Below are 23,997 nucleotides of genomic sequence, written 5' to 3' on the forward strand. Positions count from 1 at the left end.
GTGCGACGGCCGCCTCGCAGAGGCGGCCTCAGCCGCACATGCCGCCGCCCATGCCGCAGCACTGGCCACAGCCGGCCCCTCCCGCCGGGCAGGTCGGCTCCGGATCGGCGCCGCCCTTCTGCGGCGAGGCGATCAGCGAGAGCTGGCGCTCGAGCTCGACGCTCTCGCAGGCCGGGCAGGCCGGCACCTCGGACGACCGCACGAGGGTCTGGAACATGTGGCCGCAGCTTTTGCAGGCATAACCGTAGAGCGGCATGACGCCTCCTGATGGTCGCGCACGGACGGGCAGCCGGGGGTTTTTTCTTCTTGCCCGACCGCCCGGCCGCCCGCAAGAGGCGGTGCGATCTCAGCCGACCCCGGAGGCGGAGCTGGGCTCGATGGTCACCGACAGGCGCTCCTCGCCCGGCTGACGGTACGGATAGGTGTCGACCCCGAGGTATTTTTTCGTCAGCGCGTCGATGTGGGCGTCGGCGCCCTCCTCGGTGACGCTCTTCACCCGCCCGCGAACCTGCAGGTAGCGGTAGGGATTCTCGGGATCGACGATCGCCATCGCCACCGGCGCGCCGGGCGTCAGGGTTTTGGCCTTCACCCGCCCCTTGGCGGTGTTCACCCGAAAGATGCCGTCGGCATAGTCGAACCACACCGGCGTCACCTGCGGGGTTCCGTTCGCCATCACGGTGGCGATGCTGGCAAAGGCCTTCTTCTCGCGCAGGAGGTCGAGATAGGCGTCCGGAGGCGTGACCATCGAAAGCTCCCTGAATGGCGGATACCGCGCCGCCGGCCGTTTTGCTGCCGCGGCCACCGAGATATAGGAGCGCACCGCCCGCCCGGCACCGGCGGTGCGGGCGGCTCTTTCATCGGCGCGCCCCGCGGCCCATATTGCCGGCGATGCCGAAGCCTCCGAAATCCCCCGATTCGCCGCCCGGCTCCCGCCAAGAGCCGCACAAGTCGCCGCGCAAGCCCGCCGCCCGCACGAGCCGCGGGAAAGCCTCGCGCGAAACGCTGCCGGAGATCGGCCCGGCGCTGGAATCGCTGCTCAATCCGGGAATTGCCCGCGGCGAGGCCGGCATCGGCTCGCAGACCGGGCGAGAGCAGGCGCCCACTCGTGGACGCGCCAGTGGGCCCGGCCTCGACCCATCCCTACGCAAGCCACTGAAGCGGCGCGACGAGGCCCCGTCGTCGCCCGCCGATCCGGGGTCCGATCGGCCGTCCGACCTGGCGCCACCGGCCGACAATTCGCGTGACCGCCGCGCCGACTTTTCCGCCGCCCACACGGCGCGCCGATCGACCGACGAGTTCACCTCTCCCCAGGGGGGAGAGGTCGACCGAGCGAAGCGAGGGCGGGTGAGGGGGGGCCGAGGTGACGATCGATCCCCCTTGGCCGCGCCTTCGGCGCGACCTCTCCCCGACGGGGAGAGGTGGTCCGAGGCTGCGTCCGCGCCGTCCGGTTTCGGCGAGGCGCCGCAGGCAAGCTATGCCGACGCAGAAGAAATTCGCGAGGCGTCGCCGGAGCTGGCCCGCGCGCTCGGCCTGACCGGCGACGACGCCGAGCCCGCCGCGAGTCCCGGCGTTGCGAAACCCAGCGACGCCCCGTCCCGCCGCCGGCCCGCAAAGCCGGCGCTGTCGGAGCTCGGCACCACCGCCACGGCCGAGTCGCTGGAAAGGCTGCTGCGCGACGGCCGGCCGGAATTTTCCGACCAGGCCTGGACGCCGCACCGCCCGCCGCGGCCGGAGAAGAGCGAAGGCGGCGTCCGCCTGGTGGTGAAGTCGGAGTTCGAGCCGAAGGGCGACCAGCCGACCGCAATCGCGGAGCTGGTCGAGGGCGTGCAGCGCCACGACAAGACCCAGGTGCTGCTCGGCGTCACCGGCTCGGGAAAAACCTTCACCATGGCGAAGGTGATCGAGGCGACCCAGCGCCCGGCCCTGATCCTCGCGCCCAACAAGACGCTCGCGGCCCAGCTCTACGGCGAGTTCAAGAATTTCTTCCCCGACAACGCGGTCGAGTATTTCGTCAGCTATTACGACTACTACCAGCCGGAAGCCTACGTCCCGCGCACCGACACCTATATCGAGAAGGAATCCTCGATCAACGACCAGATCGACCGGATGCGCCACTCGGCGACCCGCGCGCTGCTGGAGCGCGACGACGTGGTGATCGTGGCCTCCGTGTCGTGCATCTACGGTATCGGCTCGGTCGAGACCTATTCGGCCATGACCTTCACGCTGAAGCGCGGCGACCGCATCGACCAGCGCCGGCTGATCGGCGACCTCGTCGCCCTGCATTACAAGCGCACGCCCGATTTCTCCCGCGGCACCTTCCGGGTGAGGGGCGACACGGTCGACGTCTTCCCGGCCCACTACGAGGACCGCGCCTGGCGGGTGAATTTGTTCGGCGACGAGGTGGAGAGCATCGAGGAGTTCGACCCGCTCACCGGCCAAAAAACCGACGAGCTGTCGTTCGTGAAGATCTACGCCAACTCGCACTACGTGACGCCGCGCCCGACGCTGCTGCAGGCGATCGACGGCATCAAGAAAGAATTGCGCTGGCGCCTCGCCCAGCTCACCGACGCCGGCCGCCTCTTGGAGGCGCAGCGGCTCGAGCAGCGCACCATCTTCGACCTCGAGATGATGGAGGCGACCGGCAGCTGCGCCGGCATCGAGAACTACTCACGTTATCTCACCGGCAGAAAGCCGGGCGAGCCGCCGCCGACGCTGTTCGAATACGTGCCCGACAATGCGCTGGTGTTCGTCGACGAGAGCCACGTCACCGTGCCGCAGATCGGCGGCATGTTCCGCGGCGACTTTCGTCGCAAGGCAACGCTCGCCGAGTACGGATTCCGGCTGCCGAGCTGCATGGACAACCGGCCGCTGCGCTTCGAGGAATGGGACGCGATGCGCCCGCAGACCGTCGCGGTGTCGGCGACGCCCGGCGGCTGGGAGATGGACGAGTCCGGCGGCGTCTTCGTCGAGCAGGTGATCCGCCCGACCGGGCTGATCGACCCGCCGGTGGAGGTGCGCCCCGCCCGCACCCAGGTCGACGACCTCGTCGGCGAGGTGCGGCTGGTGGCGCAGGCCGGCTATCGCGCGCTGGTCACCGTGCTGACCAAGCGCATGGCCGAGGACCTCACCGAATATCTGCACGAGCAGGGCCTTCGCGTGCGCTACATGCACTCGGACATCGACACCATCGAGCGCATCGAGATCATTCGCGACCTGCGGCTCGGTGCCTTCGACGTGCTGGTCGGCATCAACCTGTTGCGCGAGGGCCTCGACATCCCCGAATGCGCGCTGGTGGCGATCCTGGACGCCGACAAGGAAGGCTTTCTGCGGAGCGAGACCTCGCTGATCCAGACGATCGGCCGCGCCGCCCGCAACGTCGACGGCAAGGTCTTGCTCTATGCCGACCACGTCACCGGCTCGATGGAGCGGGCGATGGCCGAGACCAACCGCCGCCGCGAGAAGCAGGAGGCCTACAACACCGAGAACGGCATCACCCCGGAAAGCGTGAAGAAGGGCATCGCCGACATTCTCGATTCGCCGTACGAGCGCGACCACGTGCTGGTCTCGTCCGGGCGCGGCGACGGTCGTGCCGGAGGCGGCTTTGCGGACGCCGCCACCATCGGCCACAATTTCGAGAGCGTGATCTCCGACCTCGAGACGCGCATGCGCGAGGCCGCCGCCGACCTGAATTTCGAGGAGGCCGCCCGGCTGCGCGACGAGATCAAGCGGCTGCGCGCGACCGAGCTCGCCGTCACCGACGATCCCACCGCCAAGGTGGTGGACTTGTCCAAGGCGAGGACGGCGCGGGGCGGCGCCTCTTCTCCCTCTCCCCGTTCACGGGAAGACGGTCGCGCCCGCCCCCACAAGCCGAATCTCGACGAGATGGGAATCGCGCTGTGGCACGAGCGCGGCGTGCACCGGCCCGACGCGAAGCGTCCGCGAAAGCCGATGCTCGACGAGATGGGACCGGGCGTCGAATCGATCCCCTACGGCCACGACGCCCCCTCGGGTGAGCACGGCGGCGGCGACCGCGGAGACGGCGACCACGGAGGCGGCGACCACGGAGGCGGCAAGCCCTCGGGCCCGCGCTCGACCATGGGCCGCCCCGGCCAGCGCGGCGGCTTCAAGCCGAAACGGCGGTAGCGGGCTCCCGCCCCCCCTCCCGCCCGAAAGTCCCCGCGCCGGACCGCCGAGCCATGCGTCGGCGGACGAAATCTCGCGGCGCGTCACGGCTTGACCCGCCGGTTCGGCATCCCTATGGTCCCGCGCGAACGGCCAGTGTCCGGCGAAACGCCCGGTGCCGGCCTGCGACGACCTCCGATCACCGACCCGACCGTGCCGGACCCGGCTCCGACGGTGGGGTCATTTTACGTGTCTCACATGTCCACCCGTGGCCTCGACCCACGGCGTGTCGAGGACGTGCCATGAAGATCCGCAACTCTCTCAAGTCGCTGCGCGAGCGGCATCGCGACAACCGGCTGGTGCGCCGCAAGGGCCGCGTCTACATCATCAACAAGACCCAGCGCCGCTACAAGGCCCGCCAGGGTTGATCCCTCGTCCGGCCTCCGCGCCGGACGAGCGTTTTTCTCGCGTCCTTACCGAACCGCAGAACGCCGGCCGCGCCGCGGCCGTGAGCGGTATTTCGTGGCCGTGACCGGGTGGCGGAACGCCGCCCTGTACGATGGCGCGCGGCTCGCCTAGACTGGCCGCATGAGCCCCCGCCGACATCGCTTCGCCCCGCTTCTGCCGGTGTGCGCCGCCGCCGTCCTGCTGGCCGCGATCGTATCGCCCGTGCGCGCGGAAGATCCCGGCCGTGACGACTGGGTCGGGCCGCCGCCGACCCTGCCGCACGCCGCCCCCGATCCGCTGCACGACCTCGACACGCTGTTTCGCGCGCTCAAGGAGGCGCCCGACGACGACACCGGCAAGGTGATCGAGAACCGCATCTGGGCGGAGTGGCTGGCGTCCGGCAGCGACACCGTGAACCTCTTGATGGCGCGGGCGAAATCGGCGATCGACAAGAACGATTACGACGTCGCCGTGCGGCTCCTCGACGCGGTCGTCGAGATCCGCCCGCAATTCGTCGAGGGCTGGAACCGCCGCGCCACCGTCTTTTTCCTGAAGAAGGACTATGCCAGCGCGCTCGCCGATCTCCGCCAGGTGATCCGCCGCGAGCCGCGCCATTTCGGCGCCTATGCCGGGCTCGGCGTGATCTTTCAGGACATCGGCCGCGACGCCGACGCCCTCGCCGCCTACCGCAAGGCGCTGGAGATCAATCCCCGCCTCGACGGTTTGGCCGACAAGATCAAGACCTTGTCCGTCGAGGTCGAGGGCGTTCCGATCTGAGCGGGACCAGTTCCCGGGACTCGTCCCGGGGGGACTCGTCCCCTTCCCTTTTTCTCTTTTCGAGGCGGCCGGCAGGCCGGCTTCCCCACGAACGAAAAACGCCCCCGCGGATCGCGAGGGCGCGACGCATCGCAACACGCGCGACGCTACGGGTCACATTTGGCCGGGACCGCCGGGCGGCGTCGGCGGAACGTAGTCGGGCTCGGCACCGGGCTTGTCGGGCTGCGCGATCCCCGGATCGTTCACCGGATAGGGCGTGCGCGGTCCCGCGGGCCCCGGAACCGGCTCACGGTCCGGCTTCGGCTCGGGCAAACCGTTCGACGAGGTGGCCGGCCTCGACCGGCGCACCACCGGAATCGACTCGATAATTCCCATGCACTCGACCTCGTGACGTAGCGTCTCACGGCGGACGATGGTCCGCCGACCGGCCGCCCGAAGGCGGCGCGGTCACGAGGTCAACGTGTTGTTCGGGCTCGCGGTTCCCGCAGCGAAACGCGACCGGCGGTCGCAACCGGCAGCCGGTCGCGGCCCGCCGCCGCGGCACGCTCGCCCGGCGCACGGTCGGTCGCCGCAGCGGTCACGCGGCGAAAGCGGTCACTCGGCCGCTTCCGCTCCGACATAGGCGATGCGCACCATGTTGGTCGCCCCGGGCATGCCGAGCGGCATGCCGGCGACGACGATGATGCGGTCGCCCGAGCGCGCATAGCCCTCCGAGAAGGCGGTGCGGCAGGCGCGGTCGATCATGTCGTCCTGGTCGCGGGCGTCCTCGGCGATCACCGCGTGCACGCCCCACACCAGCGCCAGCTTGCGGCCGGTGGCGAGGCTCGGCGAGATCGCGACGATCGACATCGCCGGCCGCTCGCGGGCGACCCGGAAGGCGGTCGCGCCCGACGAGGTCCACGACACCACCGCCGACAGGCCGAGCGTTTCCGCGATCTGCCGCGCGGCGGCGGCGATCGCGTCGGCGCCGGTGCGCTCGGGCGGCGCCCGATGGTCGCGGATCACCGTGCGGTAGGTGGGATCGCACTCCACCTCCTCGGCGATCTTGTTCATGGTGGCGACCGCCTCGACCGGATACTGGCCGGAGGCCGATTCGGCCGACAGCATCACCGCATCGGCGCCCTCGAAGATCGCGGTGGCGACGTCCGACACCTCGGCGCGGGTCGGCACCGGGCTGGAGATCATCGATTCCAGCATCTGGGTCGCGACCACCACCGGCTTGCCCATGCTGCGGGCCATGCAGGTGATCTGCTTCTGCAGCCCCGGCACCTTCTCGAGCGGCATCTCGACGCCGAGATCGCCGCGCGCGACCATCAGCGCGTCGGCCGACTCCATGATCTCCTTCAGGCAGGTGATCGCCTGCGGCTTCTCGATTTTTGCGAGCAGCCCCACCCGCCCGCGGGTGATTTTTCGGGCAGCCGCGAGATCCTCGGGGCGCTGGATGAACGACATCGCGATCCAGTCGACGCCGGCGTCGAGCGCCGCCTCGAGGTCGCGATGGTCCTTCTCGGTGAGCGCCGGGAAGGCGATCAGCGAGTCCGGCAGGTTGAGGCCCTTGCGGGCGGTCAGCCGACCGCCGACCTCGACCTGGCAGACCGCCGCGGTCGGCGACGTCTCGACCACCAGGAGGCGGATCTTGCCGTCGTCGAGCAGCAGCCGGTGGCCGGGCTCCAGCGAGGCGAGCACCTCCGGATGCGGCACGAACACCCGGCCGGCGGTGCCCGGCGTCGGGTCGGAATCGAGCACGAAGGTGGCGCCGCGATCGAGCATCACGGCGGGCTCGGCAAACGTGCCGATGCGCAGCTTCGGCCCCTGCAGGTCGGCGAGGATGCCGACCGGACGGCCCTGCTCCTCCTCGACGGCGCGGATCATCCGCACCATCTCGCGCAGCCGGTCGGGCTGGGTGTGGCTCATATTGATGCGGAAGACGTCGGCGCCCGCCTCGAACAGGCGCGTGATCATCGCTTGATCCCCCGACGCCGGTCCCAGCGTGGCGAGGATCTTCACTCGGCGGCGCCGTCTCATCGTGTGGGCGCTCCGGCCGGGAACTGGGGGCCAGTGGGGGTGGGGGTGCGGCCGGGGGGAACCGCCATCAGCGGCGTCCCCTGTCCGGGGCGCGTCGCCTGCTCGTTCGAATCCGTCAATTGTACCGTCCAGGTTTGTTGCTCGCCCGTATCGACCTCGAAGAAGCCGGTTCGGTCGTACCCACGAGCGAGGCAGTCTTCCGTGCCGCGGATCGTGAATTCCTTGTCTCGGGTGCACATGTAGGCTTGTCCGGACCACTCCCCGCCGCGATCGTAGTCTACCGCGTATATGTAATAGTAACGTGCAACGAGCGTGCCACGGAGCAGGGTTTCACAGGTGCGGGCCGGCAGATTCCACCACCCTTCGGTGGCCCAGCCGTTGCCGTCCTTGTAGCCGATGGCGATTCCGACCTTCCCGCCGGTGTTGTTGCACAGCCGGAAGTCGGCCCGCGCGGGCCCGGTCCATCCGAGCGCGAGAAGGGCGCAGGCCGCGGCGGCGGCCGTGCGCCGGGCGCAAAGCCCGGCGAATATGTTCGTCGCTTCCGTCGTCATTCCCAAAGGCGAGGTCGAGAGTGGCCGGGACCGGGTCATCGATCGACGAGGATCGCCCGGAAATCGTTGATGTTCGTGCAAGTCGGGCCCGGTGTCACCAGGTCGCCGAGACGTGCGAAGAAACCGGTGGAATCGTTGTCGACAAGAAACGCGGCGGGATCGAGGCCGGCGCGGCGCGCCCGGATCATGGTACCGTCGTCGATCACCGCGCCGGCCGGGTCGTCGGCCTTGCCGGCGCCGCCGTCGATGCCGTCGGTGTCGGCGGCGAGCGCGCAAATCCCCGATTCGCCGGCGAGCGCGATCGCCAGCGCCAGCGCGTATTCCTGGTTCGGGCCGCCGCGGCCCTCGCCGTGGATGGTGACGGTCAGCTCACCGCCCGACAGGATCACCACCCGCCGGCCCTGCGCCGCGAGGTCGAGGGCGATGCGGGCGTGGTGGCCGGCGACCTCGCGCGCCTCGCCCTCCAGGCAGTCGCCGAGCATCAGGCAGTCGTAGCCCTTGTCGCGGATCGTCGCCTCGGCGGCGCGGAAGGCGTCGGCCGGCTTGGCGACGATCTCGTAGGTGGTGTCGGCGAAGGCGGGGTCGCCGGGCTTGGGCGATTCGTTGTCCGGATCGGCCAGCGCCCGGCGCACCGAATCGGGCAGGTCGAGGCCGTATTTCGCGACGATCGCCCAGGCGCTCGCGAGCGTCGAGGGATCGGGCACGGTCGGGCCGGAGCCGATCACGCTCGGGTCGTCGCCCGGCACGTCGGAAATCGCCAGCGTCACCAGCCGCGCCGGATGGGCGTGCGCCGCCAGCCGGCCGCCCTTGAGCCGCGAGAGATGCTTGCGGACCGTGTTGATCTCGCCGATCGTCGCGCCGCATTTCAGCAGCGCGCGGGTGACCGCCTGCTTGGCCTCCAGGCTGACGCCGGTCGCCGGCGCGATCCAGGCGGCGGATGCGCCGCCCGACACCAGCGCCAGCACCAGGTCGTCGGGGCCGGCCGAATCGGCGAGCGCCAGCGTCTTCTCGGCCGCGGCGAGGCCGGCGGCGTCGGGCACCGGGTGGCCGGCCTCGATCACCGGGATCACCCGGCTCGGGCGGCCGTGGCCGTGCCGCGTCACCGCGATGCCGGCGAGCTTTTCGGGCGAAAGGCCGAGCTCGTCGAGATAGTGCCGCTCGACCGTCTCGATCGAGGCACCCGCCGCCTTGCCGGCCGCCAGCACGATCAGCCGGCCGGCTTTCGGCGGCGCCGGCAGGACCGGCGGCAGGCACACGCTCGGATGCGCCGCCGCGACGGCGTCTCGGTAGAACAGCTCGAGCAGATCGCGGGACGAACGCATGACGACCTCGGGGGCGAGAGCCGAGAAAGGCGGGCGACCGAGCCGGCCGCCGGGCGAAGACTTCCTTTCTAGGCCGGTCGGGGGCACGAGTTCACCCGGAGAAATGCGGGTGCGCCCGCTCCGAAAGCAGCCCTGATGTGCGCCCGCGCCGGCTCTCGGGGAAACCCGCCACACCGCCGGCGAAAAAGCGCCGCCGTCCGCACCAGCCTTGATTCGCTCACCGTTTCGCGCTCTTTCGGCGCCCGGCCTCGCCCGGCGCCGCGGCTCGTCGCGCCCGGTGCCTTGACCGCGAGCCAGAATCGGGCCGTAACACCCGCCTTTCCCCATCGAAGATCGTCGAGGAGCGTTCCATGTCCGCTGCTGCCGCCGAATCCCGCGAAGACGCCGCGACCCGGTTCGCCAAGGACCAGCTCAAGGCCTTCGTCGAGCGCATCGAGAAGCTCGAGGAAGAGAAGAAGGCGATCGCCGAGGACATCAAGGACGTCTATGCCGAGGCCAAGGGCAACGGCTACGACACCAAGGCGTTGCGCGAGGTGGTCCGGCTGCGCAAGCAGGACAAGGACGAGCGCGCCGAGCACGAGGCGATCCTCGACACCTACCTCTCCGCCCTCGGCATGATCTGACCGGCCGCAGGCCCGCCGCGCCGCCTCATCGCAGGGGCGGCACCCGCGGCAGCGCGCGGCGGCCGCGCGCATCGATCGGCCACACCGCCACCACGGCGTCGCCGCGCACCACCACCATCTCGTCGTAGAGCGCGATGGTCGGGTCGCAATGCGGCACGATGCATTCGATCCGGCTGCCGAGCGGCGGCGGCGCGACGCCCGGCGGCAGGCCGACCCGACCATACTCGTCGCCCGCGAAGGCGTAGGCTCCGCCCGCCAGCGGCCCGACGATGCGGGGCACCGGCCCGTCGAGCGAGAACGCCTTGCTGCCGCCATCGGTCGTCACCTGGCCCGGCACATGGGTGCTGATCACCGTCACCTGCACGGTGAGCGCCGGCACGAACGGCCAATCTGCGTCCTGCGCGAACTGGATGTCGGCATATTCGGCGTCCATCACCACGTAGGAGCCGGGCTGCAGCTCGGTGAGCGGGCTCGTCCACGCCCCCTCCCCCGTTTCGTCGTCACCTCCACGGGCGTCGATGCGAAAGGTGCCGGTGCCGCCGCCGGTGACGATGGCGGGCGGCAGCCCGGCCTCCCCCAGAGCCGCGACCAAGGCTCTCGCCGAGTCGAGCGCCGCGCGGGTGGCGGCGGCCCGCTCGGCATGGCCCGCGACATGCTGCAGATGCCCGGCATAGGTCTGCACGCCGGCGAAGCGCAGATTGTCGGCCGCCGCGATGGCTCGCGCCAGTGCGACGCCTTCCGCAATGCCGGGCACCCCGACCCGCTTCTGGCCGAGGTCGAGATCGACCAGCACGCCGAGCCGGCGCCCGATCCGCGCCGCCGCCGCATCGAGCCTCGCGACATTGCCGGCATCGTCGGCCACCACCATCACGTCGGCCGCCTGCCGCAGCAGCGCGGCGAGCCGGGCGATCTTGCCGTCGCTCACCAAAGGCGAGGTGAGCAGCACGCCGGGCAGCCCGGCCGCCACCATCACCTCCGCCTCCTCGATGGTCGCGCAGGCGATGCCGATCGCCCCCGCGGCGATCTGCCGGCGCGCGACGGTGCTCGACTTGTGGGTTTTCGCGTGCGGGCGCAGGGCCAGGCCCGCGTCCCGGCAGAATCGGGCCATGGTGGCGACGTTGTGCTCGAAACGGTCGAGGTCGAGCACCAGCGCCGGCGTGTCGATGGTGGTGCGGGAGGCGGCGCCCACACGCACGGCAGTCTCGAAGAGTGCGGTCATGACGGGTCCGATCATGTATAAAGCGAGAGCTGCAATTTACTCGACGGTGCCGGCTTCGTCAGATGATACCGCTCGGCCGCTGCGGGTTTGCCCGACGAGCACGCCGATCCGGCCGCAAGCCCTGCCGCGGACCCGGCCGATCCCGAGGAGGAGAAAGATGCGCCTGTCGCTCGTGCTGCCGCTCGCCGCCCTGCTGGGGCTGCCGGGCATCGCCCTCGCCGCCGAGGAGGTGCCGAGTTTCGACGTGCGGCCGAGCTGCCGCGGCGGCTCCGACACCAAGGCGGCGCTCGACGCCTGCCTGCGCCAGGAGGACGCCGCCCACGACAAGCTGCGCTCGGTGTGGGCCGACTATCCGGCAAAAGCCCGCAGCGGCTGCGTCGGCCAGATGGACCGCGAGCTGCAGAGCTATGTCGAGCTCCTCACCTGCCTGCAGATGAGCAAGGACCTCGACACGCTGCAGGACCAGGACGACGGCCTCGGGCCGGAGCAGTCGGTCGAGAAGTAGCCGTTTCGACCGCCGGGCGGGCGGGGCGTCCGCAACGGAGGCTACCGAGGAGGCCTGACGCCGGGGTGCGCCCTCGGCTGCCCTCGGCGGGCGCCTCCGTCAGTTGCGCTGCAGGCGAAAGCGCAGCGGCTGCGGCCCGCCGGTGAAGGTGAGCGTGTCGTCCCGCATCGTCCAGCCGGTCGCCTGGTTGAGCGCGGCGAGCAGCGTCTGGTCGGCCGCCGTCCGCTCCGGCGAGCAGCTGCGCTCGGTGTGCGGGCCGACCAGCACCGTCACGGTGTCGCCGGCGACCACGAGGCGCGCCTTCACCGCATTGCACCACAGCTCGATGTCGGCGAGGCCGTTGGCGAGAATGTCGATGCTCGGGATCTTTTCCGAGCCCGGCAGCGGGTCGGCGTCCATCAAAAGCTCTTCCCCATAAGGAAACGCCGCCTGCGCGCGCGCCGGTCCCGGCGCTGTGAGAAGCGCGACCCCGGCCACCACCGCGGCGATCGCGGGCCCGGAAAAAGCCCGGCCGCGCGCGAACCGGCTCGAGAGGGCGAGGCGACGGCTGTTCATGGGACTCTCCGGAGACGGCGCGGGGGGACCGGCGGACGATCCGCCGAACGGCGCCGCGATGCGGCCACCGGTGCCTTGTTCTTGCCGACAGGTCGTGCTCATGGTCAAGCGCCCGGCGGCGGTCGGCGAACCGATTCCGGGCGGCGTCGCCTGCCGGTCACGGCGCGAACCACCCTTCCTGGAGGACCTCATGCGTGCGCTCGCTCTCCTCGCCGCAGCGTCGCTGACGCTGGCGCCCCTGACGCTGTCGCTGGCGACCCCGGCCTGGTCGCAGGCGAGCGGCAACACCAAGTCGACGGCACGCCCGGGCGCGGCCGAGACGACGCGTTACGTCACCATCTTCGGCGAGATGATGGGCGACCTGCCGAGCGACGCGGTGTGGCGCGAGACCCGCAAGGGCGACACCGTGGTCTCCGCCGTGCTGGACGTCTGCTATTCGGTGAGCGCGAGCTCGCGTCGCAAGGACCGCTTCGTCGTCACCCTGCATCCGGAGAGCGGCAAGCTGATCGGCACCGGCCGCAGCGAGCCCGGCAAGGTGCCGGTCGCGGTGTCGCTCGGCCGCACCCAGGACGGCGACACCATCGCGCTCTCCGGCACCATCCGCCACGGCGACACCGTTCAGCAGATCGCCGCCGAAGACCTCACCGACATGAGCGAGGACGAGTATCGCGAGCAGCAGACCAGCGAGGACGAGATCGTCGCCGAGCCCGAGTCCTATGCCGAGGTCTCGCCGATCGCGGTCGCCGCGCGGGTGTCGCGCGATTCGTTCCTCGACGTCGTGAAGAGCCTGCGCGGCAAGCCGGTGCGGGTCGACTACACGAGCCTAGTCGAGAACTGCGCCGACCTGCGCACCGGTCATCAGACCGTGCGGCTCGAGGTGTCGCCGACCAACGCGCCGGCGGTGGTGAAGGATCTGCAGGGCATGGCCGGCGTCGAGAGCGCCGGCTGGACCAGCGGCGCCTATGTGATCGAGCGCGCGGTGCGCGTGCCGGCCGGCGGCTGGCGCGACGGCGACGCCCTGAAGAAGGACGCGCTCGCGACCAAGCTGTCCGCCTCGCTCGCCGCGGCGCTGTCGGCGAAATCGGTCGGCTCGGAATGGGACGCCGTCACCGACGAGCTGACGCTGCGGTTCGAGCGGCCCGACCAGGCGGCGCGCGGCCTCGACCTCAGCGAGACGATCGAGGTGACACTGCTGGTCGGGCCGGAAAAGCCCGGCGACAAGGAGAACCTGGTGATCTGGATCGGCGAGACCAGCGTCGAGCCGGTCGACCACACGAGCGGCGCCCAGCTCGCCTTCACCGGCACCCTGCAGAGCGCCGACGAGGAGACCGCCGCGGTCGAGCTCGACACGCTGCTGCGCGCCCTCGCCAAGGATTTGGCGGGCAAGTCCTGGGACCCCGACGAGTCCGACTGGAAGTGATACGGGCGCGCAATTGCACTAACTCGCCCCTCATGGTGAGGAGCGGCCATAGGCCGTGTCTCGAACCATGAGGCCGCCCTCGCCATTCGAGACGCGCTACTGCGGAGCGCTCCTCTGGACGAGGGCGGAGAGAGGTTCTCTCGCGTGCGCGCCGGTTCGAGGCGGCGCCCCCCCGCTTCACCGCGCCGTCAAGGCGTGCACGGAAAACCACTGCTGCTCGTCGAGCCACATTGCCGCCGGCGTCCAGCCCGAGCCGAGCGCGAGCGCACGAAACATCTCGGGCGTGTACTTGTAGCTGCTCTCGGTATGGATCGTCTCGCCGCGGCGGAAGTCGAAGCAGCGGCCGTCGACGCGCACGCGCTGACGAACCCTGCTGGCGAGATGCATCTCCACCCGCATGCGCTCGCGATTGTAGAAGGCGCGGTGCCAGAAGCCCGCGGTGTCGAAATCGGCGCCGAGCTCGCGATCGATGCGGCGGAGCAGATTGAGATTGAACGCCGCGGTGACGCCGGCCTCGTCGTTGTAGGCGCGGCTCAGCACCTCCGGGTCCTTGACCAGATCGATGCCGATGATCAGCGTCGATCCGGAGCCCAGCATGTTCGCCGCGTGCTTCAGGAAGGCCGCCGCCTCGTGCGGCTCGAAATTGCCGAGCGTGGAGCCCGGGAAGAAGCCGACCAGCGGACGCCCCGCCACCGCCTTCGGCAGCGTGAACGGCTTGGTGAAATCCGCCGCCACCGGCAACACGGTCAGGCCGGGGCGCTCGCGCTGCAGCCGGCTCGCCTCGCCGCCGAGAAAATCCGCCGAGATGTCGACCGGCACGAAAATCTCGATCGGCGCCGCGCCGAGCAGGATGCGCGCCTTGGTGATCGCGCCGGCGCCGAACTCCACCATCGCCGCGCCCTTCGGCATCAGCGCCGCGATGTCCCCGGCATGCCGCTCGAGAATGCCGATCTCGGTGCGGGTCGGGTAATATTCCGGCGTTCGGGTGATCGCCTCGAACAGCTGCGAGCCGCGCTCGTCGTAAAAATACTTCGGCGGGATCGTCTTGGGATCGGCGGACAGGCCGGTCAGCACGTCCGTCAGAAACGCGGCGCTCTCCTCGTCGAGCGTCTCGATCAGCCGCGGGAGACGTACGGGCGCCGTCATGAGAACCTCGTGGTCGGACATCGACATGATGCAGCCGCTCAGGCGGCGTCGGACAGGCGCAGCCCGGTGAACTGCCAGCGCGCCGCGGGCGGAAAGAAGTTGCGATAGGTGTCGCGGGCGTGGCCGGCGGGCGTCGCCAGCGAGCTGCCGCGCAGCACCATCTGGTTCACCATGAACTTGCCGTTGTACTCGCCGATCGCCCCCTCGACCGGGCGGAAGCCCGGATACGGAGAATAGGCGCTGCGGGTCCACTGCCAGACAACGCCGTGCGCGTCTGACAGCGCGCCGCTGCGGGCGGCGACCTCCCACTCGGCCTCGCTCGGCAGGTGGCGTCCCGCCCAGCGGGCGAAGGCGTCGGCCTCGTAGTAACTGACGTGGCACACCGGCGCGTCGGGATCGACCTCACGAAGTCCGCCGAGCGTCATCGCGCGCCAGGCGCCGTCGGCCTCCTGCTGCCAGTAGCCGGGCGCCTGCCAGCCTTCGGCGGCCACGGTCGCCCAGCCGTCCGACAACCACAGGGTCGGCCGCTGGTAGCCGCCGTCCGCGATGAAGGCGAGCCACTCGCCATTGGTGACGAGGCTTTTGTCGACCGAGGCCGGCCCGACCAGCTCACGATGCGCCGGGCCCTCGTTGTCGTAGCAAAACCCCTCGCCGGTGTGGCCGATCGTGTGGATCGCCTCCGGCAGATGCACCTTGTCGCCCGAGCGCATGGATTTGGGCGCCGCCCAGGCGGCGTCGTAGACCGGCGCGCAGGGGTTTTCGGAGAAGGCGTGCAGGATGTCGGTGAGGATCAGCTCCTGGTGCTGCTGCTCGTGATTGAGGCCGATCGTCACGATGCTGGCGATCTCCTCGGCGAGCGATCCCTCGGCGCCGTGCAACAACGCCTCGACCGCCCGGTCGACATGCGCGCGATAGGCGGAAACTTCGGCGACGTCCGGCCGGGTGATCAGGCCGCGCTTCGGGCGGGCGTGACGCGGGCCGGCCTGCACGTAATAGGAGTTGTAGAGATAGGCGAGCCGGTCGTCGTAGCGGCGGTAATTTGGCGCATGCGGGACCAGCAGGAATTCCTCGAAGAACCACGTGGTGTGGGCGCGGTGCCATTTGGTCGGGCTGGCGTCCGGCATCGACTGGACCACCTGATCCTCGGCCGAGAGCGGCGCCGCCAAGGCTTCGGTGTGCGCCCGCACGGTACGGAAGGCGTCGAGCAGGTCTTGCGGCGACCGATCCTGCGCGGGTGCGAGCGGCGCGGAGGCCGGGCGAACGGTGGGCCGGTCGAGGGTCCGGTCGAGGATCGAGGTGCTCATGAACGGGTCCCGGGTCGGAGGGGGTTTTTTCGGCACCGGGCCGGGGTCCGGTATCGCCGCGGAGTCCCTCGAAAACCACGCCCCGGCGCTGGGGTTCCCGAATGCCTCGCGCGAATCGTCCGACGGCGTACCGGCCGGCCGGTTCGCAGAGGGTTCGGCGGCTCCCTCCTCTCCGGATATCTCACTGACATCGTGGAGATAACGCCGACCGGCCCGCGACTGGAAAGCGGCCTCGTGCGCAAAACCACCGGCCGAGAAGAACGGATGCATGGATTCCGATGCGTGAAGGCGATCGCCACACGCGGCGGTGTCTTGCGGCAGTGTCTTGCAGAGGTGCTTTGCGCAGGTGGTTCGTGCTGGTGTGGTTCGCGCAGGTGTGGTTTGCGCAGGTGTGGTTTGCGGCTCGCCACCCACGGGCAGCGCGCAAACGCCTACTCGACCACCAGCTTCACCCGCTCGCCGGGCTTCACCGAGGCGGTGTCGGACAAGCCGTTGAGCACCCGGAAGCGCTCGACCTTGCGGCCACCGAGCACGGTGCGGGCGGCGAGCGATTCCACCGTGTCGCCCGGCTTCACCGTGACGACCTCGATCCGCGACGGCTTGGCGGAGGCCGCTTCGGCGAGCGACAGGCGGCGGAAGGTGCCGACCGAGTCCATGAGCGCCTTGTCGATCTCGGCCGACCGCGTCTTGCTCGCGAACACGAAGCGGTAGAGCTCGTCGCCGTATTGGACGACGACGATGCGGAACCACCACGGGTCGCCGGTGGCGGTGGCGGTGATCGCCGGAAAGCCGCCGATCCGCGTCTCCTCCACCGAGCCCGGCTCGATCGCCTCGATCCAGCCGGACTTCAGGTACTGCGCCAGCGTCTGGCCGGAAGGCGCCTTGACGATGTCGAGCCGGAGCGCGCGATCGCCGCCGGGCGCGCTGCCGAGCACCGCCTGCGCGGTGTTCTCCAGCGAGAACCCTTCGGGCGCGGTGAAGGCGAAGCCGAGCTTGGGGTGCAGGAAGCGCCGCCCGCGCACGAAGCCGTCGACCGGGTCCTCGCCATAGACGAGCCCGTCGATCGCCGCGAGATAGGGCGCTTCCCCGCGCGCGCCGGCGGGATAGTTTCGCGCGTTGGCGAGCGCATTGGCGACCCGCTCCGGGGTCGCCGGGTGGGAGGCGAGGAAGTCGAGCGAGCGCGCGTCGGTGCCGCTCGCCGAGCGCAGCGCCGCGAACCGCCCCATCGCCTCCAGGAAGCGCGGCGCGCCGTGCGGATCGAAGCCCGCCCGCGAGGCGATGCCGACCCCGATGGCGTCGGCCTCCAGCTCCTGCGCGCGCGAAAAATCGGCGAGCGCCAGCTTGGTCTTGGCGAGCGCCAGCGCGCCGGTGGTGTCGTTCGGGTCGGCCGAGGCGGTGGCCAGCATCGCCACCTTGCGCGCCTGATTCTCGCGGATCGCCGCATGGCGGGCGAGCACGTGGGCCATCTCGTGCGCCAGCACCGAGGCGAGCTCGGAGGAATCGTCGGCGAGCCCGACCAGCCCGCGGGTGATGTAGAGGTCGCCCGAGGGCAGCGCGAAGGCGTTGATCGCCGGCGAGTTCAGGATGGTGACGCGATAGCGCATGTCGGGCCGCTCGGAGGCGGCCACCAGCTTGTCGACGATGCCGGAGATCATCGCCTCGACTTTTGCGTCCCGATAGGGGCCGCCATAGGAGGCGAGAATCCGGCGGTGCTCGCGCTCGGCGGCCGACGACGGCTCGATCGGCTTGTTGGCGGAATGGACGGCGCCGGTGGTGGTGGTGCCGGGGCCGGTGTCGAGATTGCCGACCCACGACGAGCAGCCCGGCAGCGCCAGGGCGACGAGCACCAGCACGCCGGCCACCCCCGCGACCCGTGCGAGCGCGCGCGCGCAACAATGCGACGCGGCGGCGCGACGCCACCCCGTGCCCCGAATCCACTGCGGACGCAGGTGCTCGTTCACCCGATCCCCGTTCTGCTCGCCCGCCGCGCTTCGCCCGGCCGCGGCCCGATCGCCCCTCGTCACTCCCCGACGATCGCGATCTGCTCCGGCCGCAGCACCTCGATGCGCGGCCCGCCCCACGTCTCGACGATCCCCCGCACGGCGACACGTCGCCCCGCCAGCCGGTCCGGGTCGAGCCCGGCCGCGGCCAGCCTTTTGGCGATTCGTCGCGCGATCGTCACGGTGACATCCTGCGACCAACGTCGGCCGAAATTAAGGTAGACGGTGGCGGCACCGTGGCCGACCGACAGGACGGTCCCCTCCACCAGCGCGAAGTGCCCACGCCGCCGCAGGATTTTTTCCGGCGCCTCGGCCGGCAGGGCGACGGCGCCGGGCGCCGCCCAAAAGCCGCGACGGGCGTCTCTCGCCTCGCGCTCGGCCGCGAGCAGCGTGTTTCGGCACGGGCCGCCGATTTTTCCGTCGACCAGCGCGAGCCCGCCCGACACCAGGAGGTTTTGCAGCGTGGTCCAGCGGGGGGCCGCCGCGCGCGAACGAGAGCCGGCCGGCGAGGCGCCGCCGCGGGGACTGCGCGCCCCGCCGGGATCGGCCGGCAGAAGCACGTGCGCCACCACCCTGCCCCAGCGGTCGGGCTCGTCCTCCCGCCCCGACCTGCCGATGACGATCGCTCGGCCCGGAGGCATCAGGTCGCGAAGGATCTCGGCGGCGGTGTCCGTTCCGGCCGATGGCCCCGCCCCGCCGTCGTCGCCCGCCGGACCGATATCGACCTCGATTCCGGCGAGCAGCACCTCGCGCCCGTCGAGAAGCCGCAGCGTGCGGCCGTCGACCACTGCGGTGACGTCGGCGCTTTCGGTCACCGTCAGCGGGCAGCCGAGATCGGCCAGCACGGTGGCGCCGACGGCGGGGCGCGCCTCCGCCGCGGCCGCCGGCCGCGCCCAAAATCCCGCCGCCAGCGCGAAGAGCACCACGGTCGCGCGAAAACCGCGGCGGCGGCCGGCACCGGCCCGCCGGCTCGCCGGCCCGACCGCGGTGAGCCCGAAGCGTCGCATCGAAACCTCGGATGGCGACCTGCACGGCGGAGGGCCTCGGCTCGGCCGAGAGGATGCACCCCCGCCGCGTCTATGCTACACCCGCGCCACGGTCCCGTAGCTCAGCCGGATAGAGCAGCGGTTTCCTAAACCGAAGGTCACAGGTTCGAGTCCTGTCGGGACCGCCACTCTTCCGTCGCGCCGCTCGGCCTTCCGTCGCGCCGCTCAGCGGGGCGGATCTCGGCGGCGCTTCAGCACCGAGATCTTGCCGCTCGGCTCGAGCACGATCGCCTGCGTCTCCTCCACGCTGCCGGCGTCCTGCTGGCGGATCGCCTCGTCGAGATCGGCATCCGACACGCCCCAGCGCACCCGCGCATCGAACGTCCGCCGGCCCTCGTCGACGAGCGATACGGGACGCCCCTCGATCAGCCGCGACAGGCCGGGACTGAGCGCCGCGAGGCGCGCCAGAAGCCAGTGCAGCGCCATCAGCAAGGTGGTGGCCGCGAGCGTGCCGACCAGCGGGGCGGTGCCGGTCAGGGTGCGGCTGAGATTCGAGCCGACGATGATCGAGACGACGATGTCGAGCGCCGACCATTTGGCGAACATCCGGCGGCCGGCGAGGCGGATGGCGACCAGCCCATAGGCCAGAATCAACACCGCACGCGCGCACTCCTGCGCGGTGGTCAGGTCGCCGGTGCGGCCGAAGATCTCGTCGACCCAACTCATCGGGCGAGCGCCGGGAGCGAGCCGCTCAGGGCGGATTGTCGCCCATCACCAGGCCGGACTCCGGGCGGGTGCGCGTGACGAGGCTCGCGACGATCTCGAACAGGCCGATCAGGAGGTGCGGGAGGAAGATTTGGTCGGCGAAGCCGAACAGCCACGGCGAGGCGGCGAGCAGGACGCCGCTCGCGGCGTCGAGCCCGAGATGCACCGGCATCGGGATGGCGTGAATCAGTCCGAGCTCGTAATCGGTGAAGGCGCTGTAGAGGATGGCGCCGAGCCCGAGCGCCACCGGCACGAACTCCGCCGGCCCGCCGTCGGCGAAGCCGAGCAGATAGGGCGACGCCGCCAGGAGCGCGCCGACCACATAGTCGATCACGCCGTGTACACGCGTGGGCAAGAACCGCATCGTCCGCTCTCCTGCGCTCGTCTTCTGCTGCTGCCCGGTTTTCTTCTGCTGGTGCCCGGTATTCGCCCGGCGCGACGTGCCGGGGCCTCGCGGGCGAGCGCGGCCTCGCGGGCAAGCGCGGCGGCCACACCGCTGCGGGGCGGAGCCTCGTTGCAGGGTCAAGCCTCGCGGCGGGCAGCCGTTCCGGGCAGAGGGACGCCACCGTGCGGGCCGCGTGACGTACGAAGGGTTCGTCGGGCGATCCGACGCGGCGCCGCCGGCTGGCGGAGCCCGGCTCGCGTGTCACGCGACGCTGTTCAGGCATTCCGCCGGATCGCCGCGAACCACATCTTCAAGCCGTCTCCGAACGCCTGCGGATGGGCGGCGACGAAAGCCGGGTTCAGTTCGCTGTCTCGCAGGTCCAGGGATTCGATCGTCCATCCGTCGGAAAAAGCCTGCTGCAGCTCACGGCGCGAGACGCCGCCATTGGGCGAAGCAGGGCATTCGTCGCTGAAGCTGAACAGGAGCAGAAGGCCTCCGGGGCGCACGACGTGGGCAAGCCCGCGTACATATCGCGCCCGTTCCTCGGCCGCGTAGATGTGAAACAGGCCGCTGTCGAGGACGGTCGCGAAACTCTCGTCCCACTGCTCCAAGGTCATCGCATCCTTCACGAGGAAGCGGACCGACAACCCGTCCTTTTCTGCGGCTTTGCGCTCGGCGCTTTCGATCGCCTTCGGCACGAAATCGATGCCGGTTACCGTATGGCCTCGTTCCGCGAAATAGATGGCCATCCCGCCGGTGCCGCAGCCGCAATCCAGGACCGGGCCGACGACTTGCGTCGCCGCGTCGACAAACGGCGGTTGCGGCTTTCCGGTGTCCCACGGCGGGGCTTGATTCTCGTAGATGTCCGAGAAGCTGTCCTTGTGGGTCCGCGTCGGGTCGATAATGGCGTCTCCCCGCGCGTCGAAACAGGTGCTCATCGATGTGTCTCCTGTTTTTCGGGTGATGTGCGACGAGCTACGCCGGCGGCCTGCTGGTCGACAGCCCGTCGATGATGACGTCGATGGCCCATTGGCTGCGGTCCGGACCGTCGCCCGACGTCATTTCGCTGCGTAGGCCGTGCAAGTGCGGGAATTCATCGGCAGTGACGGCCGCCAGAACCGAGGCCACGCGCGTCAGTCCGCGGTCGTCGGTCGTATGCAGAGCTTGCTCGGCGGCGATCGAGGTGACGTACAGCACCAGAAGGTCCACGCCCCAAGCCGCGGTGGCGGCACACACACCGCCTTCGTCGAGAAGGGCGAGGATGCACTCCCATATTCGCAAGCTGTTCGGCCCGGACGCGATGGTCGAGAGCGCCAGTTGCGCGAGGCCCCGGCGAGCCTCGAGAACGGAGTGATACGAGACGAGCAGGGCCTTCAATCGGTCGCGCCAGGTGCCCCGCCGAGCAGGCAGGACCACCTCCGCAAGAACATGGTCGAGGAGCGCCGCATGAAGCTCATCGGTATTTGCAAAGTACACGTAGAGTGAGGCCGCGCCGGTATCCAGCCGCTTGGCGATATTGCGCATGCTGAGACCGGAGACGCCTTCCTCCTCCAGGATGGCGAGAGCGGCCTCGACGATGGCCTCGCGGCTCAAGGGGGATTTGGCCGGGCGGCTACGGCGGCTGACAACGGTTTGCGACGGGGTCTGCTTCATGTTCCGACCCTCGCATGACGAACACCGTTCGTCAAGAACACCGTTCGTTACGAACTGCGTTCGTTCACGGGCAGGGCGCCAAGAGCGCGTTTGGAAACTCCGACGGGGCTGCGCCGGAGCCGATTTCGCCGATCCGGCAGGAGCCGGTCGAAGGGCGTACCGGAGAGTCTCGCGACATCGGCGACGAAACGAGCGGCCGAAAGCGGCCCGGCCCACCGTCCCGATCGTCGACCGCCCTCCGCTCCGCCGTGGTCCGGGCGTGGGCCTCCGTCTCCTCGGCGAGCTCGATCAGGGTCGCGGCGTGCTGCCGAAGCGCCTCCGTGAAGGTCGCCGGCAGCGGCATCATCTCGGTCGCCCCCACCTCCACGTTCGCCGGGTCGGCGACGGCCAGAACGTCGCCGCCCGTCTTGCGGATCGCCGGCAGCACCTCGGGGCACGCAATCTCGGAACGGACGGCGACGGGCTCGTCGCTGCGCAGGATGAGCCGAGCCCCTCACCTCGCCGCCGATCCTCTCCGTCACCCGGATCGGCTCGCCGGACCCCGTCTCGGGCGGGAACGAGACCACGACCTTGCCGCCGGCCTGCTCGGGCCGGATGTCGGCGGGGACGCGGCTGCGAAAGAGGAAACTGGAGCTTTCGGAGCGCCGGGACGGCCGGGCGATTGCGGGCACCATGTGCACCACCCGCCTGCACCGGTCGGGCGGTCAAAAAAGCCGTCGATGCTCGGAAGTCGATGCTCGGAAATTGCAAGACGTCGAGCGGTTAGGGAGGCGTGGTGCCCAGGGGCGGAATCGAACCACCGACACCGTGATTTTCAGTCACGTGCTCTACCAACTGAGCTACCTGGGCGTGCTCCACGACCTCGGCGCCGGAGCGCGGCACCGCGAGCGCCGGCGGGTTATAGAGGCTCGCCGGGCGGATGTCCAGAAGCCGTCGCGCGGATGTCACGAGGTTCTGTCCGGCGCTGTGCAAGCCGCTCGGCGGCCCGGCGAATCGGCACCATCGACGAGGTTTCACACCCGCTGAACCTCGGCGGACCGGTCGGCGGCCGGCTGGTCGGTGGCGGAGAGGTCCGCGGCGGACCGGTCCTTTGCGGGATGATCCCCGTCCACCTCGTCCGCGCCGGCCCGCACGGTCGGCGTCGCCTCGGCGACGGGCGGGGCGAGCAGCACCGTCACCGCCTTCGGCCGCACCTCGTAGGTGAGCGGCAGGCGGAGGCGCAAGAGCTCGCCGTCGGTCGCGGTCCACACCCGCTTGCGGACGTGGCGGATGGCGACCCGCCGTGCGGAGAGGCTGCGGATGCCCGGATTGTCGCGCCAGCTTCCGGTCAACAGGTCGGCGCCCGCCTTGGCGAGCCCGAGCGCGCCCGAGCTCTCGGCGATGTGCAGCTCGAGCGCGCCGCCGTCGAGCCGCGTCCGCCGCCAGTCGGCCCCGAACCGGTTGACGGTGATCAGCACCGCGCTCGCGTCGACCACCTCGGTGCGATCGTCGATGGCGATCTCGAAACGGAAGCGGCCGCTGCGCCGCAGCGCCCGCCAGGCGGCGACCGCCACGCTCGACAGCCGGCCGAGCGGGTGGCCGCGGGTTTCCTCGCGCGCGCGCGCCATCTGGCTGAAGAAGCCGATGCCGGACAGCGTGTGAAACAGGCGCCCGTTGACGCTGGCGAGGTCGATCCGGCACGGCCGCGCCTGCGCGAGCGCCGCGATCGCCGCCTCCGGGTCGGCCGGCATGCCGAGGTCGCGGGCGAACAGGTTCATGGTGCCGAACGGCAGCACGCCGAGAATCTTGTCGCTGCCGGAAAGCGCGGTCGCGGCGAGATTGGCGGTGCCGTCGCCGCCGCCGACGATCAGCGCGTCGTGATCGGAGCGGGCGGCGTCGCGAATGGCGTCCGGCATCTTTTTCGGCTGGACGAGCCGAACCTCCACCGCCCGGCCGCCCTCGCGCAGCGAGGCGAGCGCCGCGACGATGCGATCGGGGCCGAGATCGACCAAAGTGCCCGCGCGGGCGTTGAGAAGAACGAGTATGCGGCGCATGGCGGTATCCCACTGCGCCGATACGACGGCGCCGTCAGCATCAACGCGAAAGGCGCGCTGCGGTTGCGCGATCTTTTCGCGCCGCATGCGGTGACGCGTCGCAGACCTGCGGGCGGCCGGCGCCGAACGGCTGGACAGGTGGCATTCGCGAGCCATTCT

At 70.5% G+C, this 23,997-nt stretch carries 22 protein-coding genes and 2 tRNA genes; 7 read left to right on the forward strand and 17 right to left on the reverse strand.

The genetic code is table 11. The features are described from left to right. Positions 1-28 precede the first annotated feature (28 nt). Positions 29-256, reverse strand: coding sequence for an FmdB family zinc ribbon protein (locus A33M_RS12220; protein ID WP_008387487.1), 228 nt, complete (start codon positions 254-256; stop codon positions 29-31). A gap of 90 nt (positions 257-346) precedes the next feature. Next, a complete protein-coding gene (locus tag A33M_RS12225; protein ID WP_008387488.1) occupies positions 347-745 on the reverse strand; it encodes a PPOX class F420-dependent oxidoreductase in 399 nt (132 codons plus the stop codon). A gap of 632 nt (positions 746-1,377) precedes the next feature. On the opposite strand from A33M_RS12225, the gene uvrB reads away from it, so the two are divergent. From uvrB to A33M_RS12240, 3 genes are all read left to right on the forward strand, one after another. Beyond that, on the forward strand, positions 1,378-4,143 hold the full coding sequence (gene uvrB / locus A33M_RS12230; protein WP_443213060.1) for an excinuclease ABC subunit UvrB: 2,766 nt from the start codon (positions 1,378-1,380) through the stop codon (positions 4,141-4,143). Positions 4,144-4,424: 281 nt separating this feature from the next. Further along, positions 4,425-4,550 (forward strand): type B 50S ribosomal protein L36, encoded by a 126-nt coding sequence (ykgO, locus tag A33M_RS12235; RefSeq protein WP_008387490.1) that lies wholly within the window; start codon positions 4,425-4,427, stop codon positions 4,548-4,550. A 160-nt stretch (positions 4,551-4,710) separates the two neighbouring features. Then, positions 4,711-5,346, forward strand: a complete 636-nt coding sequence (locus A33M_RS12240) for a tetratricopeptide repeat protein (protein WP_083850437.1) — start codon at positions 4,711-4,713, stop codon at positions 5,344-5,346. Between the two features lie 594 nt (positions 5,347-5,940). Here the strand turns inward: A33M_RS12240 and pyk are convergent. The 3 genes from pyk to A33M_RS12260 are packed head-to-tail and all read right to left on the reverse strand — an operon-like array spanning position 5,941 to position 9,244. Further along, positions 5,941-7,371 (reverse strand): pyruvate kinase, encoded by a 1,431-nt coding sequence (gene pyk, locus A33M_RS12250; protein WP_040620375.1) that lies wholly within the window; start codon positions 7,369-7,371, stop codon positions 5,941-5,943. Further along, positions 7,368-7,922, reverse strand: a complete 555-nt coding sequence (locus A33M_RS12255; RefSeq protein ID WP_083850438.1) for a DUF1036 domain-containing protein — start codon at positions 7,920-7,922, stop codon at positions 7,368-7,370. The genes pyk and A33M_RS12255 overlap by 4 nt, the downstream gene beginning before the upstream one ends. Positions 7,923-7,957: 35 nt before the next feature. Further along, the gene (locus A33M_RS12260; protein ID WP_008387495.1) at positions 7,958-9,244 is read right to left on the reverse strand and encodes a glycerate kinase type-2 family protein; all 1,287 of its coding nucleotides are present in this window, start codon (positions 9,242-9,244) and stop codon (positions 7,958-7,960) included. A gap of 350 nt (positions 9,245-9,594) precedes the next feature. Here A33M_RS12260 and A33M_RS12265 point away from each other — a divergent pair, with 350 nt between their 5' ends. Further along, the gene (locus tag A33M_RS12265) at positions 9,595-9,867 is read left to right on the forward strand and encodes a DUF2312 domain-containing protein (protein WP_008387496.1); all 273 of its coding nucleotides are present in this window, start codon (positions 9,595-9,597) and stop codon (positions 9,865-9,867) included. 25 nt (positions 9,868-9,892) lie between these two features. Here the strand turns inward: A33M_RS12265 and A33M_RS12270 are convergent, their stop codons facing one another. Further along, entirely contained in the window at positions 9,893-11,086 is a 1,194-nt protein-coding gene (locus A33M_RS12270) for a DSD1 family PLP-dependent enzyme (RefSeq protein WP_040620400.1), read from the reverse strand. 157 nt (positions 11,087-11,243) lie between these two features. On the opposite strand from A33M_RS12270, the gene A33M_RS12275 reads away from it, so the two are divergent. Then, positions 11,244-11,591, forward strand: a complete 348-nt coding sequence (locus A33M_RS12275; protein ID WP_008387498.1) for a hypothetical protein — start codon at positions 11,244-11,246, stop codon at positions 11,589-11,591. Between the two features lie 99 nt (positions 11,592-11,690). On the opposite strand, the gene A33M_RS12280 is transcribed toward A33M_RS12275, so the two are convergent. After that, a complete protein-coding gene (locus tag A33M_RS12280) occupies positions 11,691-12,146 on the reverse strand; it encodes an META domain-containing protein (protein ID WP_008387499.1) in 456 nt (151 codons plus the stop codon). Between the two features lie 190 nt (positions 12,147-12,336). Between A33M_RS12280 and A33M_RS12285 the strand changes: the two genes are divergently transcribed. Next, positions 12,337-13,566 carry a hypothetical protein gene (locus A33M_RS12285; RefSeq protein ID WP_008387500.1) on the forward strand — a complete coding sequence of 410 codons (1,230 nt, stop codon included), beginning with the start codon at positions 12,337-12,339 and terminating at the stop codon, positions 13,564-13,566. A gap of 177 nt (positions 13,567-13,743) precedes the next feature. Here the strand turns inward: A33M_RS12285 and egtD are convergent, their stop codons facing one another. The 4 genes from egtD to A33M_RS12305 all read right to left on the reverse strand — a co-directional run bounded on the left by egtD (position 13,744) and on the right by A33M_RS12305 (position 19,023). Further along, positions 13,744-14,712 (reverse strand): L-histidine N(alpha)-methyltransferase, encoded by a 969-nt coding sequence (egtD, locus tag A33M_RS12290; protein WP_052027034.1) that lies wholly within the window; start codon positions 14,710-14,712, stop codon positions 13,744-13,746. 38 nt (positions 14,713-14,750) lie between these two features. Next, positions 14,751-16,016 carry an ergothioneine biosynthesis protein EgtB gene (egtB, locus tag A33M_RS12295; RefSeq protein WP_008387502.1) on the reverse strand — a complete coding sequence of 422 codons (1,266 nt, stop codon included), beginning with the start codon at positions 16,014-16,016 and terminating at the stop codon, positions 14,751-14,753. A 431-nt stretch (positions 16,017-16,447) separates the two neighbouring features. Then, positions 16,448-17,869 carry a M48 family metalloprotease gene (locus A33M_RS12300; RefSeq protein WP_202801869.1) on the reverse strand — a complete coding sequence of 474 codons (1,422 nt, stop codon included), beginning with the start codon at positions 17,867-17,869 and terminating at the stop codon, positions 16,448-16,450. A gap of 167 nt (positions 17,870-18,036) precedes the next feature. Next, a complete protein-coding gene (locus tag A33M_RS12305; RefSeq protein WP_008387504.1) occupies positions 18,037-19,023 on the reverse strand; it encodes a thermonuclease family protein in 987 nt (328 codons plus the stop codon). Positions 19,024-19,113: 90 nt separating this feature from the next. Here A33M_RS12305 and A33M_RS12310 point away from each other — a divergent pair. Next, positions 19,114-19,190, forward strand: a tRNA-Arg gene (locus A33M_RS12310). 37 nt (positions 19,191-19,227) lie between these two features. On the opposite strand, the gene A33M_RS12315 is transcribed toward A33M_RS12310, so the two are convergent. The 6 genes from A33M_RS12315 to A33M_RS12345 form a co-directional block, all read right to left on the reverse strand. Further along, entirely contained in the window at positions 19,228-19,728 is a 501-nt protein-coding gene (locus tag A33M_RS12315; protein WP_008387505.1) for a DUF421 domain-containing protein, read from the reverse strand. 25 nt (positions 19,729-19,753) lie between these two features. Next, positions 19,754-20,131, reverse strand: a complete 378-nt coding sequence (locus tag A33M_RS12320; RefSeq protein WP_040620377.1) for an SPW repeat domain-containing protein — start codon at positions 20,129-20,131, stop codon at positions 19,754-19,756. A gap of 296 nt (positions 20,132-20,427) precedes the next feature. Beyond that, positions 20,428-21,090, reverse strand: a complete 663-nt coding sequence (locus tag A33M_RS12325; protein ID WP_052027031.1) for a class I SAM-dependent methyltransferase — start codon at positions 21,088-21,090, stop codon at positions 20,428-20,430. A gap of 37 nt (positions 21,091-21,127) precedes the next feature. Beyond that, on the reverse strand, positions 21,128-21,805 hold the full coding sequence (locus tag A33M_RS12330; RefSeq protein WP_040620378.1) for a TetR/AcrR family transcriptional regulator: 678 nt from the start codon (positions 21,803-21,805) through the stop codon (positions 21,128-21,130). Positions 21,806-22,578: 773 nt separating this feature from the next. Then, positions 22,579-22,654: transfer RNA gene (locus A33M_RS12340), tRNA-Phe, on the reverse strand. Between the two features lie 164 nt (positions 22,655-22,818). Then, a complete protein-coding gene (locus A33M_RS12345; RefSeq protein ID WP_008387510.1) occupies positions 22,819-23,838 on the reverse strand; it encodes a diacylglycerol/lipid kinase family protein in 1,020 nt (339 codons plus the stop codon). Between the last annotated feature and the right edge of the window lie 159 nt (positions 23,839-23,997).

It is taken from the genome of Rhodovulum sp. PH10, assembly GCF_000293785.1.
Taxonomy (GTDB): Bacteria; Pseudomonadota; Alphaproteobacteria; order Rhizobiales; family Xanthobacteraceae; genus Rhodoplanes.